The sequence below is a fragment of the Arthrobacter sp. NicSoilB11 genome (genome assembly GCF_019977375.1).
Classification (GTDB): Bacteria; Actinomycetota; Actinomycetes; order Actinomycetales; family Micrococcaceae; genus Arthrobacter.
The window spans coordinates 176,763-190,548 of sequence record NZ_AP024657.1 but is presented as its reverse complement, the minus strand read 5'-3'; the positions used below and the strand labels follow the sequence as shown (position 1 = coordinate 190,548).

15 protein-coding genes are annotated in these 13,786 nt (G+C 67.2%); 6 read left to right on the top strand and 9 right to left on the bottom strand.

What is annotated here, in order from left to right:
* Positions 1-6: 6 nt before the first annotated feature.
* The 3 genes from LDO14_RS00930 to LDO14_RS00920 form a co-directional block, all read right to left on the bottom strand.
* Entirely contained in the window at positions 7-876 is an 870-nt protein-coding gene (locus tag LDO14_RS00930) for a glycosyltransferase family 2 protein (RefSeq protein WP_223993348.1), read from the bottom strand.
* A 189-nt stretch (positions 877-1,065) separates the two neighbouring features.
* Positions 1,066-1,422 carry a hypothetical protein gene (locus LDO14_RS00925; RefSeq protein WP_018770310.1) on the bottom strand — a complete coding sequence of 119 codons (357 nt, stop codon included), beginning with the start codon at positions 1,420-1,422 and terminating at the stop codon, positions 1,066-1,068.
* 77 nt (positions 1,423-1,499) lie between these two features.
* Positions 1,500-2,399, bottom strand: a complete 900-nt coding sequence (locus LDO14_RS00920; protein ID WP_144601011.1) for an SDR family oxidoreductase — start codon at positions 2,397-2,399, stop codon at positions 1,500-1,502.
* A 219-nt stretch (positions 2,400-2,618) separates the two neighbouring features.
* On the opposite strand from LDO14_RS00920, the gene LDO14_RS00915 reads away from it, so the two are divergent.
* Positions 2,619-3,140 (top strand): DUF6328 family protein, encoded by a 522-nt coding sequence (locus tag LDO14_RS00915; protein WP_223993346.1) that lies wholly within the window; start codon positions 2,619-2,621, stop codon positions 3,138-3,140.
* A 3-nt stretch (positions 3,141-3,143) separates the two neighbouring features.
* Positions 3,144-3,806 carry a DUF6766 family protein gene (locus LDO14_RS00910; protein ID WP_223993341.1) on the top strand — a complete coding sequence of 221 codons (663 nt, stop codon included), beginning with the start codon at positions 3,144-3,146 and terminating at the stop codon, positions 3,804-3,806.
* An 80-nt stretch (positions 3,807-3,886) separates the two neighbouring features.
* On the opposite strand, the gene LDO14_RS00905 is transcribed toward LDO14_RS00910, so the two are convergent.
* From LDO14_RS00905 to LDO14_RS00890, 4 genes are all read right to left on the bottom strand, one after another.
* Complete coding sequence (locus tag LDO14_RS00905) at positions 3,887-5,011, bottom strand: glycerate kinase (RefSeq protein WP_018770314.1); 1,125 nt, start codon at positions 5,009-5,011, stop codon at positions 3,887-3,889.
* 108 nt (positions 5,012-5,119) lie between these two features.
* A complete protein-coding gene (locus LDO14_RS00900) occupies positions 5,120-5,929 on the bottom strand; it encodes an SDR family oxidoreductase (protein WP_223993340.1) in 810 nt (269 codons plus the stop codon).
* Positions 5,930-5,993: 64 nt separating this feature from the next.
* Positions 5,994-6,437, bottom strand: coding sequence for a hypothetical protein (locus LDO14_RS00895; RefSeq protein ID WP_018770316.1), 444 nt, complete (start codon positions 6,435-6,437; stop codon positions 5,994-5,996).
* A 308-nt stretch (positions 6,438-6,745) separates the two neighbouring features.
* Entirely contained in the window at positions 6,746-7,522 is a 777-nt protein-coding gene (locus LDO14_RS00890; protein ID WP_018770317.1) for a class I SAM-dependent methyltransferase, read from the bottom strand.
* A gap of 212 nt (positions 7,523-7,734) precedes the next feature.
* Between LDO14_RS00890 and LDO14_RS00885 the strand changes: the two genes are divergently transcribed.
* The 3 genes from LDO14_RS00885 to LDO14_RS00875 all read left to right on the top strand — a co-directional run bounded on the left by LDO14_RS00885 (position 7,735) and on the right by LDO14_RS00875 (position 12,199).
* Positions 7,735-9,396, top strand: coding sequence for an ATP-binding protein (locus LDO14_RS00885; protein ID WP_018770318.1), 1,662 nt, complete (start codon positions 7,735-7,737; stop codon positions 9,394-9,396).
* A 20-nt stretch (positions 9,397-9,416) separates the two neighbouring features.
* The gene (locus tag LDO14_RS00880) at positions 9,417-10,967 is read left to right on the top strand and encodes an EAL domain-containing protein (RefSeq protein WP_018770319.1); all 1,551 of its coding nucleotides are present in this window, start codon (positions 9,417-9,419) and stop codon (positions 10,965-10,967) included.
* A 170-nt stretch (positions 10,968-11,137) separates the two neighbouring features.
* Positions 11,138-12,199: an EAL domain-containing protein gene (locus LDO14_RS00875; protein WP_026265935.1), complete on the top strand. Its 1,062-nt coding sequence runs from the start codon at positions 11,138-11,140 to the stop codon at positions 12,197-12,199.
* Positions 12,200-12,275: 76 nt separating this feature from the next.
* Here the strand turns inward: LDO14_RS00875 and LDO14_RS00870 are convergent, their stop codons facing one another.
* Positions 12,276-12,512, bottom strand: coding sequence for a DUF6480 family protein (locus LDO14_RS00870; protein ID WP_018770321.1), 237 nt, complete (start codon positions 12,510-12,512; stop codon positions 12,276-12,278).
* 134 nt (positions 12,513-12,646) lie between these two features.
* On the opposite strand from LDO14_RS00870, the gene LDO14_RS00865 reads away from it, so the two are divergent.
* Entirely contained in the window at positions 12,647-12,961 is a 315-nt protein-coding gene (locus LDO14_RS00865) for a hypothetical protein (RefSeq protein ID WP_018770322.1), read from the top strand.
* Here the strand turns inward: LDO14_RS00865 and LDO14_RS00860 are convergent.
* Positions 12,958-13,782 (bottom strand): glycerophosphodiester phosphodiesterase, encoded by an 825-nt coding sequence (locus LDO14_RS00860; protein WP_026265936.1) that lies wholly within the window; start codon positions 13,780-13,782, stop codon positions 12,958-12,960. The two genes, LDO14_RS00865 and LDO14_RS00860, sit on opposite strands and share 4 nt — an antisense overlap.
* Positions 13,783-13,786 lie beyond the last annotated feature (4 nt).

Sequence of the window (13,786 nt, the reverse complement as noted above, 5' to 3'; positions counted from 1 at the left end):
GCCTGGTCACACAGCGTCCTCGTTCAGGACCACGTCGTACGCCTCTACCCGCCGGTCCGTCACGGTCGTGGGCGATTCAAGGTGGACCGCGCCGGACGGCAGGATCCCGGCCCCGCCGTACCGTTCCATCACCTGCCACTGCGCCACCACGTCCTCCCCGGCGTGGTCTGCAGGGAGCGTGCTCCAGAAACGGAACCCGCCGGCGTCGTCCAGCGCCTCCCTGCGGTAGAGCACACAGCCGCCCAGCCAGGCCACGTGGTAGGGCACCCACTCGCCGGGCTGCAGCGACAGTTCCGCGCAGACGTGGCTGAGGTTGGCGGCGCTGTGCAGCGGCCAGCGTTCAAAACCCGGGGCACCCGGACGGATGCGCTCCGGAGCCACCGGTCCGTCCCAGGCCTGGAAGGAGGCCGTCTGTTCCGGCCTGCGGTCGTCCAGGAAGGACAGGCCCTGCGGTGCCATCCCGACGAAACCGCACTGGAGCTGGTCCAGTGCCTTGCTCAGCCGTTCCACGGCACCGGGCTCCAGCCAGACGTCGTCGTCCAGGAAGAGGCACTGATCCGCGGTGGACTGGTCCAGCAGGAACTGGCGGTGTTCGGCCAGTCCGCGCCGCGGAAGGTGCCGCAGCAGCGTGACGGGCCGGCCCTGCGCCTGCAGCACCCGCACCATGGCGGCGGCAGCGGGATGGTCCCAGGCCGGCTGTCCGGCTGACTGGTCGCTGATGACGACGGCGAACGCGGGCTCGGACTGTGCGGCCAGTCCCGCGAGGGTGACGGCGAGTTCGGCAGGCCGGTTGCAGGTGGGCACCAGGACGTCCACCGCCACCTTGTCCGGCCGGTCCTGCGGCCGCGCCCACTGTTCGGAAGATCTCCTGCCCACACTCCACCTTCCTGGCGTTGACGTTGGTGCCGGCGGCAGCGCAGGCTGCTTGCTGCTGCCTGCCGGCGGGATGGGGTTCCGCGTGTTCCGTACCCCGAGGGACGGGATGTATTCGCCTTGGCGAAACCGCAAAGGCCCCGCTTCCACTGCCCGGGGGCAGCGGAAACGGGGGCCTTTGGTCAGGAGGCTTTATCCGGCGTCGAAGCTCTCGTCGTCGTCATTGGGCGACTCTTCCTTCGGAAGGTCGTTTCCGCTGCCGTCCGGAAGGCCCGTCGCTTCCTGGCCCGACTCCGAGGACACCGGCGCCGACCCCTGGGAATCGTCATTGGACTCGTCGATCTCGGCCGCGCTGGACGGAAGATCCATGTCGTGCGGGACGGGAGCCTGGCCCGCGCCCGACTGCGGTTCGTTCGTGTCCGCGCCGGCCGTGGACGCGCCGCCGGACTGCTGGCCGCCCTGCGTGCCTGCCGCCTCCTGCTCGGCCGTGGGGGTGCCGTAGCCGCCCGGAGCCGTCTCGGGTTCAGCCTGCTGGTTTTCCTGCGTCATGCTTCCTCCTGTTGTTCGTTGCCGATATTGCTGGTCTGGTGATGCCGGCCCGGATGCCCCAGCGGGTGGGACGCCCATTAAAGCCCCTTGCCGCCCGTGACCGGGAGGACTGCACCGGAAATGTAGGACCCGTCCTCGGATGCGAGCAGCACGTACGCCGCGGCAAGCTCGGCCGGCTGCCCCGCGCGCCCCAGCGGCGTGTCCTGCCCGAAGGAGGGGAGCTTGTCCGGCCATTCGGTGGCCGGGATCAGCGGTGTCCAGATGGGGCCCGGGGCCACGGCATTGACGCGGATCCCCTTGGGACCCAGTTCCTGGGCCAGGGCCTTGGTGAACGCCACCTGCGCCGCTTTGGTCATGGCGTAGTCGATGAGCCCGGGTGACGGGTTGAAGGCCTGGATGGAGGCCGTGGTGATGATCGAGGCACCCGCCTTCAGGTGCGGCACGGCCGCCCGCGCGGACCACAGCAGCGAGTAGAGGTTGGTGCGGAAGACCCTGTCGAACTCCTCGGTGGGGAGCGTCTCGAGGCTCTCGCGGTTCTTCTGGTACGCGGCGTTCAGGACCAGGATGTCGAGGCGGCCGAATCCGGAGACCGTCTCCTCCACGATGCGGGTGCTGAACTCCTCCTCACGTCCGTCACCGGGAAGCAGGAGCGCGCGGCGGCCGGTTTTCCGGATCCATTCCGCCGTATCCTGCGCGTCGTCTTCCTCCTCAGGCAGGTACGAGATCGCGACGTCGGCCCCTTCCCGGGCGAAGGCGATGGCGGCAGCCTTGCCGATGCCCGAGTCCCCGCCCGTGATGAGGGCTGCCTTGCCGTCGAGCTTGCCGTGCCCCTCGTAGCTGCGCTCCCCGTGGTCTGGTTTGGGGTCCATGGGGCCGGTCAGCCCGGGCTGCTTCTGTTCCTGCTCGGGAAACGGGCCCGAGTGGTAGCCGCCGCGCGGATCCTTCGGCTGGTCTGTTTGCTTGTCGGTCTCGCTCATAGTCCGCCTGCCTGTGTCGGTTGACCTGTGTCGGTGCGAAGGGCCCGCCGTGCTCCGGCCCTTCGAAGCTATCCCGGGCGGAGGACCAAGTCCACCGCCCAAGACTAATAATCAGTAAACTTATCAAATGTAGGAGCACGCGCAACGGCCTGCCTTGTTTCTGGGTACGGGAGGAGTAGAAAGAAAGCCTGGGCCGCGGCCGGAGAGGAAGGAGGGCCGATGTCTGAGGTTGAGGACTACACGGGCCGGACGGGACGCAATGAAACCCGCGAGGAGCAGCTTGACCGCAACTGGGCGGAACTCCTGCAGGAGCTCCGCGTACTTCAGACCGGGGTGCAGATCCTGGCCGGCTTCCTGCTGACGCTGCCGTTCCAGCAGCGGTTCGAAAAGCTGGACGGCTGGGAGGTTGGCCTGTATCTCGTCAACGTCGTCATCGCCGCGCTCACCACGGCCTTCATCCTCCTCCCGGTCAGTGTGCACCGCCGGCTTTTCCGCAAGCGGCTCAAGGAAACACTGGTCTCCAGCGCCGACAGCATCACCAAGATCGCACTGGGCGGCATCGCCCTGCTGAGCGCCGGAACAGCCGCCCTGGTGTTCGATGTTGCCGCCGGGCGGTCTGCCGGCGTCACGGCCGGGGGTGCACTCCTGGGCGTCATGGTGATCATGCTGGTTTTCGTTCCGCTCCGCCTGAACAAGCGGGCTACAGGCAGGATCCTCCCGCCACCATCGGACAAGGAGTAAGACATGCGCAAATGGGCAAGGGAACATGGCCTGCTGCTGGCCAACCTGAGCTGCTTCCTGGCGTTCTTCGTGGGCATGATCCTCTCCGGAGCCGCTTCCTACAGTGAAGACCAGCAGGCCCACGGGGAGCCCGCCGTCTCGGTCCTGGAGTTCCTGGGCACGGGCGCCTTCGTCGAGGCCACCTTCGAGAACTGGGAATCGGAGTTCCTGCAGATGGCCATGTACGTGGTCCTCACCGTGTTCCTGTTCCAGAAAGGCTCATCCGAATCCAAGCCAATGGGCAAGGAGGCGCCGCAGGATGAAGATCCCCGCCAGGCGGCCCTGCGGAAGGCCACGCCCTGGCCGGTGCGGCGGGGCGGAGTGGTGCTCAAGGTGTACGAGCATTCACTGTCGATCCTGCTGTTCTCCCTGTTCCTTGGCTCGTTCTTCCTGCACGCCGCCGGCGGTGTGGACGAGTACAACCAGGACCAGCAAAGCCATGGCCAGCCCGCCATCACGTACCTGCAGTACCTGGGCACCAGCCGCTTCTGGTTTGAGTCCTTCCAAAACTGGCAAAGCGAGTTCCTGGCCGTCGCGGTCCTGGTGGGCGCGTCGGTCTACCTCCGGGAGAAGGGGTCCCCGGAATCGAAGCCCGTTGCCGAACCCCACTACGAGACCGGGACCTGAAGGCCCGGCCCACCTGGCCGATCCAACACCCGGCCCAATCCAGCCGGCAATCCAACCAGCCCCACCCAAGTGGCCGTGGGCTAGGCCCCTTCGAGTACCTGGCTTGTTGCCCAGGCCAGGTACTTGCCGGCGTTCGCCACAGCGTCCTGTGGGCTGGATGCGACGTCCAGCAGCTGCGCCGCGGAAACCACGCCGTGCCCGGCAAGGTCCTCAAGGGTCACCAGGATCCTGCCGGCCACCACGATGACGGGAATTCCGCGTTCCCGGGCTGCGTCCGCGAGCGCGATCGGCGCCTTGCCGGTGAGTGACTGGGAATCCATGGATCCCTCACCGGTGATCACCAGGTCTGCCTGGTCCAGCTGCGCGGCCAGGCCGGTCAGTCCGGCCACCAGTGCGAAGCCGCCTTCCAGCGTGGCGTCGGTGAAGGCAAGGAACGACGCCGGGAAGCCGCCGGCGGCGCCGGCGCCTGGGACGTTCACGTCCCGGCCCGTTGCTTCCCGCAGCACTGACGCCCAGTTGCGCAGCCCGGCGTCGAGCATTTCCACGCTGTCCTGGTCCGCGCCCTTTTGGGGGCCGAAAACGTGCGCGGCACCGGACGGCCCGTACAGCGGGTTGCGGACGTCGACGGCGATGCGGAACGTGGTTGCAGACAGCCGCGGGTCCAGCCCGGTGGTGTCCAGGGCGACGATGTCCGCCAGGGAACCGCCACCCAGGGGCACCACGTTCCCCGCGCCGTCCAGGGGCTTCAGGCCGAGGGCGCGCAGGGCGCCGCTGCCGCCGTCGGTCATGGCCGAGCCGCCCAGGCCCAGGACGATCTCGGTGGCGCCCGCATCCAGAGCGGCAGCAATGAGCTGGCCGCAGCCATAGCTGTGGGCACGCAGGGCGTTGGCGGGCGTTGGTTCCATGTCCGCCAAACCGGAGGCCTGGGCCGTTTCGATCACTGCCGTAACCTTGCCTTCCCCGGCCTTGTGGATGGCCCAGGCAGCGCCCAGCGGGGCAAGGATGGGCCCCACCACGGCGTTCAGCCGCTCTTCGTAGCCTGCGGCCACGGCCGCCTCAAGGGTGCCCTCGCCACCGTCGGCGATGGGGAACTGCGTGACGACGGCGTCCGGATACACCCGCAAGGCGCCTTCCGCGATGGCAGCGGCAGCCTCGGCCGCCGTCAGGGACCCCTTGAACTTGTCCGGAGCGATAAGAATGCGCATGCGCTCCATCATGCCAGCAAGCCACCGGAAAGCGCTTGCCAGATCCGCGATATGGACTCTGTGACTGCCCCACGGTCAGGAGAACAGCCAGCGAAAGGCACAAGGGGCCTACGCTTCGCGCCAGTCGTTGCTGGTGATGTGCGATCCCGCCTGCGGACCCATCTGGAGCATCCCGCCGTCGACCACCCACGCCGCACCGGTCACGTAGCTGGAGGCAGGCGAGGCGAGGAAGGCGATGACGTCGGCGATCTCCCGGGCATGCCCGGGCCGGCCCAGCGGCACCCCGGGGCGCTTCGTCGTCGTCGGGTCCTGGTCCTCCTGCCCCGTCATTGGCCTGGCAATCTCCCCCGGCGCCACCGTGTTGGCGGTGATGCCGTACTGGCCCAGCTCCAGGGCGAGCGTCTTCATCAGGCCGCCCAGGCCGTGCTTGGACGCATCATAGGCGGACGATCCGACGCGCGGCTGGAACTCGTGCACGCTGGACACCGCCACCAGCCGGCCGCCCTTCCCGGCCTTGACCATGCGCCTTGCTGCCGCCTGCAGGCACACGAATGCGCCGTTGAGGTTCGTGTCCAGGATCCTCATCCAGTCATCGATCCCCATGTCCAGGAACTTTGTGCTCGCACCCGTCCCGGCATTGTTCACGAAGACATCCAGGCCGCCCAGCTCCCCGGCGAGTTCATCGATCACGCCGGCAGCGGCGTGGAGCTCGGTGGTGTCCAGCTGCCGGACCACGGCCTTGCGCCCCAAGCCGCGGATTTCTTCGGCGGTACCCTCGGCGCCTGCCTTATCCGAATGCCAGGTGACACCCACGTCCATGCCGGCGCGGGCGAGCGCCACGGCGGTGGCCTTGCCGATTCCTGAGTCTGAAGCGGTGACGATGGCAGTGGTGGGCGTGAAGTTGCTGGTATCCGGCATGGCGGGGCCTTTCGTCAGGTCTGGCGGGTCTTGTCAGGGCGGGTCTTGTCAGGGCGGCTCTGCGTCAGGCGGGGCGGCGGAGATCGGGCTGGTAGGACTCGTCGGCGGCGGTGGCCGGGCTGCCGCCGGCTTCCCGGGGCTCCGGCTGTGGTTCGGGCACGGCCATCAACGGAACCGCGAAGGTCACCACCGGCCGGGCACCGCCGTCGTCCGCCGACCTGATGGTCAGGCTCCTGGTGCCGGGCGGCACCGACGGGGTAAACACCTGCAGGTTGCGGGAACCGACGGTGGCCGATTCCTGCAGGGTGTATTCCGTGCCGAAGTGGTCCTCCACGATGAGGTGCGGTTCAGCCGCGTCATCCGAGGGAAGGTGGATGTTGACCACCAGGCCGGATGCCCAAACCTCCACTGAGAGGATGGTGAACTCCGTGGCGGAGGTGACGTGCCGCCCGTAGGTGGGGGGAAGGAGCATCCGGCGCAGGGCGCCGGATGGAATGAAGTTGCTCATGATGGTTCCTGTAGGTCTTGCGCCGGCGGTCGGGGTGGCGGCGCCGGAGGGTGATCCGGTGGCGGCCGAACGGGGTGGCGCGGGTGCGGCTTAGGCGTCTTCGCGGTCCGCAGCATCCGCATCGCGGATCCGGTTGCCTTTATCTCCTGCCATGGCAGTCTTCCCTCCATCCCCAGCTAACTAGTAAGTCTACTTACCATGGAGCCTCCGGATCCGGCCCCTGTCAAGGGGATGGAAGGCAGCCTGCGGCCGGACTGCGGGGATATGCGTGAAGTCTGCGGAACAGTTCGAACACCCCGTTGCCAGGGCTACCGGCGGGGGCGGACCACCGCGTAATACCCGGGCACCCTGTCCTGGCCCGGCACGCCGGTCACCGGGTTGGTTTCGATGGCCACATGGCCATCCTCAAGGAGTTCCCAGTCCGACGCCGGGAACGCACGTTCGCGCTCTTCCGGCCCGAAGTGCCCCGGCATGGGAAGCCCGCGGATGGCCAGCTCCAACGGCGCCGGAATGCCATGCGTGCTTGCCCCAAGATGGGTGACGTACTCCAGCGGGTTTCCCTGGAAGTTGGTTTCCGCCATGAAGACCGTCCCGCGGCCGCCCACCAGGATCCGCAGGTTGTCGACCATCGCCGTTTGGTGGGCCGCATCGAGGACATGCAGCACGCCGCGGATAAAGACGTTGGCGCCGTCAGGGCCCAACTGGAAGGACTCCGCCAGTTGCCCGGCAGCACCCTCCGCCGTCATGTCCCTGGCTTCAAAGGCGGCGTTTCCGATTCCTGCGGACTCCGCCCGCGCCCGGGCAACAGCATGGGGTGAGACATCCACGCCGATGACCCGTGGAAAGATCCCGGCGAGCGCGCGGGTGAAGCTGCCGTGCCCACAGCCGGTGTCCACAACGGGAAGCGCAGGGTCCAGGTTACGAAGGAGGCTGTCCTGGTAGCCCTGGAACTCATGGTTGCTCCCCGAGTCCCAGAGGACCTCGCCGCCCGGACCGGTGGAAGTAATGCCGGCCCAGTACCGGTCCCACGCCTTATGCCGGTCCTTGGGGGCGCTGCGTGAGAGCCTGATGAGCTTGGGGATCATCAGGTACTTCTGCCAGGTGGACCGTGGCGACTTTGTTGGAGACACGGCTCAAATATATGGTCCTGCCCGTCCCGGTGGCGGACCTTCGGCAACATTACGGCGTGCCACAACTCCCTGGCAGCGCGGAAAGCGGGGGTAAGGGTGCGCACGCCGTGGACCCGCTTCGCCCGCATCCCCCTAGAATGTAGTCAACTGGGAGGGAAGGGAGCACTGTGACGGCTGTCCCGAGTGACGCGCGCCTGCCCCGCACGGCCGTCGTGGCCGATCCCGACGCAGGCCGGAGGGCCCGTAACGCCCAGGCGCTGCGCGACGCCGGATACACCGTCCTCGAAGCCACCGACGCCGGCAGCCTCGCCGCGGTGCTGGACGGCGGTGAACCGTCAGTCGTCGTCGCCGATGCCTTCCTCTCCGGCGTCCTGTCCACCACCACGTCCGCCGCCCCGGTCCTGGTGATGGTGGACCTGGACAGCCCCGCGGAGATCGCAGCTGCCAACCCGCCAGGTGTCCACGACTGCATCACCAAGCCGCCTGCACCCCAGGAGCTGGTGCACCGCGCGTCCGTCCTCATCGACCAGGTATCCCGCCGCCGCGCCTCCAGGCAGGAAGCCGAAGCGCTCCGGGAGCAGTTGCGTGAAGTCTCTGCCGCGGTGCGCGCCACCAACGACCCCCAGGAAATCGCCAACCACGTCGTCGCGGGATTCGGCCGCACCTTCAAGGCCGACCACGTTGTCCTGGCAACCTTCGAGGATCACCGCGTCCCCGTCATCACGGCCGGGTGGCACAGGCGGGGCCTCGCGGAGCTGCCCGCTGACGCCCTTCCACGCGAGGAAGACGCCCGTGCCACGGCGGACATGCTCTGGGCCGGGACCGAGACGCTCTCCGCCGACGGAAACGAACCGGCCGCCCGCAGCGAGGCGAGGCCCGGCCCCGGTCCCGCCATCGCTGGAGCCGCCTCAACCCTGGCGGTGCCCATCGGCGAAGGAAATTCCTCCCTGGGCATCATCTGGATCGCCATGATGGACCGGCCCCGGACCTGGTCCAGCGCTGAACTGGGGCTGATCCAGCACGTGGCCGGCAACGCCGCCTACGGCCTCATCCAAAGCCACCTGATCAGCAGCCAGCAGCAGGTGGTCAAGCAGCTGAGGGAACTCGACAAGGCCAAGACTGACTTCCTGGCAACGGTGAACCACGAGCTGCGGACGCCGCTGACCTCGATCATGGCGTACCTGGACATGATCCAGGAAAGCACCGAGCATCCGGTGTCCCGGGAGGTCCACCAGATGCTGGACATCGTGGTCCGCAACACCGAACGCCTCCGCACCCTCATCGAGGACATGCTCAGCGTCTCCCGCGGCGGGCTGGACAACGCCGCGATGCAGCTGGCACCCGTGCGGCTGGGTCAGACCCTGGATCTGGTGGCCGCGGCGCTCCGTCCGCTGGCCACGCTGCAGAACGTCACCATCGACGTGGACCCCGTTCCGGAGGATCCGGAGATACTCGCGGACGAAGTGCAGCTGCAACAGGTCTTCACCAACCTGGTGTCCAATGCCATCAAGTTCACGCCCAGTGGTGGACGGATCGAGGTGGGCAGCGAGTCCCATGCCGCCGCGGACGGCTCCAAATGGGCCACCGTGCGCATCGCCGACACCGGCATCGGCATCTCGAGCGATGAAATCAACCACGTATTCACCAGGTTCTACCGCGCCTCCAACGCGATGAACGGCGCCATCCCGGGAACAGGCCTGGGCCTTGCCATCTCCAAGGACATCGTGGACCGCCACGGCGGCCGGATCGACGTCGCCTCCACCCTGGGCTCCGGGACCACTGTCACCGTCAGCCTTCCCCTCGGCACCGACCACGTCCAGGCCAACTAGGCGCCGAAGGAGGACCTGCCATGTTTGCCGACGACGATCCCCGGCTTTCGCAGCTGCTGGAAGGTATTGTCCGGCTGGCTTCCGGGGACCTCAGCTCCCGGATCGAGGTCTCACCCGCCCGGGATGAACTGGACGCAATCATCATGGGCACCAATCTCCTGGCCGAGGACCTGCAGATCATCTACGAGGAGCTTGAGCAGCGGGTGCAGGTCCGGACCCAGCTGCTGCACGAGGCGCACCTTGAGATGCAGAAGATGGCAATGCAGGACCCGCTGACCGGCCTGGCCAACCGGTCCGCACTGATCGAAGCGCTGCGCACCGCCCTCGAAGCCCGCACCGCGGCCGGCGGCGAGCCGCCGGATGAAGGCCCCGCCATCTTGCTGATGGACCTGGACGCGTTCAAATCCATCAATGACAGCCTGGGACACACGGCCGGCGACCAGGTCCTGGTGACTGTGGGCGAAAGGCTCCGGACCGCGGTCCGCGCGGCGGACGTCGTCGCCAGGCTGGGTGGTGACGAGTTCGCGATCGTCATGCCGTCGGCGTCGGCAGACCAGGCCGCCATCGTGGCGCACCGCATCCTGGCCGCGCTCACCGAACCCATCGAACTGCCCGGCCGCAGCGTGCGTTGCGGTGCCAGCATCGGGCTCAGCGTGGGCAGTGAAGGCCACAGCCCGGAGGACATGCTGATGGAGGCCGACGTCGCCATGTATGCCTCCAAGGCCGAAGGGCAGAACAGGCTGCACCGGTTCGAGCCGGCCCTGCTGCTGATGCGGCGGCTCCGCAGCCAGCTGGTGGACGACCTGCGGGCCGCCATCAAGGATGACGCGCTGACGCTTTACTACCAGCCCGTGGTGGAGCTCGCCACGGGACGGATCGAGGGCGTGGAGGCACTGGTCCGCTGGAACCACCCCACCCGCGGCTTCATCATGCCGGACGAGTTCATTCCCCTTGCCGAGGAGGCGGGACTGATCTCGGAACTGGGCCTGTGGGTGCTCAGGACGGCTGTGAGGCAGCTCCGGGCCTGGATCGACGCATGCCTGCTGGACAGTACGTTTTCCGTGCGCGTCAATATCTCCGCCACGGACCTGCAGAGCCTGCAGTTCATCGAGGACGTGCGGAACGTGCTCCAGGAGACCGGGGTCAGGCCCGACCAGGTGGTCCTCGAATTGACCGAAGTGGCCATCGTCAAGGGCAATGAACTGGACCGGTACTCGCTGGGCGGGCTGCGCGGCCTGGGCGTGGGCATCGAAATTGACGATTTTGGCACCGGCTACTCCTCCATCAGCTACCTCCGCCGGCTGCCCGTGGACCGGGTCAAAGTGGACAGAACGCTGATTACCGGGCTGGAGACCGATCCCAGCCAGCCTGCCCTGGTGGCCGCCGTGCTGCAGCTGGTACGGGCGTGCGGGCTGGAAGCCGTATGGGAAGGCGTGGAAACCGCTGAGCAGGCGGAAATCCTGCGCGGGCTTGGCTGCCGCAGCGCGCAGGGCTACTACTTCAGCCGTCCGGTTCCGCCGGACCAGATACCCCAACTGCTGGCTGACCAGCAGGAAAGCGCTAACCAGTAACGCAAAACTACTGCGCTTTTGTGGCCGCCGTTATACGATCAGCGTGCGGTGTCTGGTTTTTCGCCGCCGCGAAATTCAGGTCTGGCAACACCGTACTTTTATAAGGCGTTTGGAAATTTGAACATTATTGGGCCATCGGGTCATTACTTCGTCAACTGGGGGCGTTGCTAATGTCGGTTCGGGTACAGGCATGGGGAATTATCGCTGCCGTGCTGGCGGATACGGATCCTGCGGGAGCCGCTGTCCGGCAACGGCTGAGCAGGAGCCTTGACGAGAATCCTGGCGTGCCGGAACGCGCTTTGCTGGAGTATCTCCTGGAGACCCGGCGCAGCGATGCCAACACCGTGGAAACACTGGAAGCGGCCAGGGACATGCGCCTCACAGCGCCCACCCTGCCGCCGCAGTTCGCTGAGCAGCTGGACGCCATCCGCAGCATCTCACGGATCAGCGCCCTGCTCGAGAACCAAATGCTGATGACCGCATTCCAGCCCATTTACGGCCTGGAAGGAAAAACCGTGGTCGGCGCGGAAGCCCTCTCGCGCTTCGTCAGCGATGACGGTGCCGCTGCAGAACTGTGGTTCGCCGAGGCCGCGGCCGTGGGCCTGGGCGCAAACCTGGAGTTCTCGGCTTTGGGATCCGCCGCGGCGGCAGCCCGCGACCTGCCGGACAACCTTTATGTGTCCCTCAATATTTCGCCCACCTCCTGCATGGACCCGCGGCTGCCGGAACTGTTCGACCATATTGAACTCCCCATCGACCGCATAGTGCTCGAATTGACCGAGGACATTCCGGAAGAGGAATATCTGCAGTTCATTTCCGCGATCAATCCACTGCGGGAAAAGGGCCTGCGGATTGCCGTCGATGACACCCACACCGGGGCCGGCGCCCTCAGCCGCATGATCCACCTGCGTCCAGACTTCCTCAAGGTGGGACGCAACGTAATCGGCGACGTCGACAAGGACGGCCTCCAGCGGGCCCTGTCGGCCTGCCTGGTGGACTTCACCGACCAGATCGGCACCATCCTGGTGGCTGAGGGGATCGAAACGGTGGGCGAACTCAAGGTCCTCACCGAACTTGGCATCAGCGCCGGCCAGGGTTACCTGCTGGGGCGGCCGTCAGTGCGGCCCCAGGATTGGGCCAACTGGAACACGCGGCTGGACGTGGACGGCCTGGAGCGCCATTTGGCGGGACCAGGGGAGTCGCGGGGCCGCCATGGCAAAGAGACTTCCTGACACACAGCACGCTCACACCTAAGGCGAGCAGCGCGGCGCATGGCATGACGCCAGGCGCCGCGCCTGCCATTAACCGCTATTCGGAGTGGCCCTGGTCCCGGCTCATCTGGTCCTCTGCCGGCGGCGTCTCTCCCGGGGGCACTCCCCCGCCCGGTTCCAGCCCGGTGACATTGCCCTCTGCCGGGTCGGGGTTTGGCGAACCGGCCGCCTCCCTGCTGCGCTGCTCCGCCAGGTGCGGCTGGGCGGCGCCAACGTCTTCCTTCCCCGGGCGGTCGGGGTTCGCGGGGTCATTCTCCGGATGGTAAGTGCTCATGCTGATCTTCCTTCCTCTCCGGCTGCGGTCCGATTCCCCAGCACTGGACTAATTGTAAGCATGCTGATAATTCTGGAGGAGTAGGGCCGGTATGCCGCTGGGCGCCGGCACGCAATGTCGGAAGGAGCAGTCAGATGGGAATCGGCGACAGCATCGGCAAGGCAGCAGAAAACGCCATGGAGGACCTGGCCGGAACATCCAAGCCGACGGAGAAGATGAATGTGCCCGACCCCACGAACCCCAATGACGGCGTGGAAGTCCACTCGTCCCTGAGTGAAGGTTCAAATGCCATGGAGGCGGAGAAGCAGAAGGCGCCCGGCCTCAAGACAGGCGCTGCCCCGGCACCGGTCTCCAACCGTCCCCTGGGCGGTGACACCGACGAAACTGACCCTGGCCAGGCGGACCGCGACGGCCTTACCGGCGACGCCACCGCGCCGTCCGGAGGCTAGGAACCCGGCGCAGGCGGGTGGCCCTGCGGCCACTCCCCGCGCTCCATGAGCACTTCGCGAAGCAGGTCCGCGCGGTCCGTGACGATGCCGTCCGCGCCCAGGTCGAGGAGGCGGTGCATTTCCGCGGCATCGTTGATGGTCCAGACGTGCACCGCCAGGCCAAGGGCGTGGGCGCGGCGGATGAACCCGGCGGTGGCCACAGGGATCCGTCCATAGCGGACGGGGACCTGCAGCGCATGGACGTCCCTGAGCACCCGGCGCATGAGCCGGTGGAACACCGGGCGTGGAAGCACGGGGCCCAGCAGGGTGAAGAGGGCATTGGAGGACACGCCGGCGGAGGAGGCAACCGGCCGGCTGAGCAGTTTCAGCACCGCCCGCCGTCGACGGTCCGAAAAACTGGTGACCAGCACCCGCTGGTGCACTTGGTGCCGCTCGATGGCGGCGGCCGTGCTGTGGACGGAGCCCCAGTCCTTGACGTCCAGGTTCAGCCGGGCGTGTGGCAGCTGGGTCACCAATTCATCGAACGTGGGGATGGGCTCGCGGCCGTTGATCCTGGCCTTGGCGACGTCCGCGGCCGGCAGGTCCGCCACGCGGCCGCTGCCGTCGGTCAGGCGGTCCAGGGCTTCATCGTGGAAGAGCAGCAGCACGCCGTCGGCCGTGGTGTGCACGTCCGTTTCCAGGTACCGGAAGCCCAGTTCGACGCCGGAGCGGAACGCAGCCATCGAGTTTTCCAGCCCCTCAGCCGAGAACCCGCGGTGGGCCATGGCGATGGGTAGCTGCCGACCGGCGTCGTCCTTGTGCTCGAAAAAGGGCAGGGTCACAATG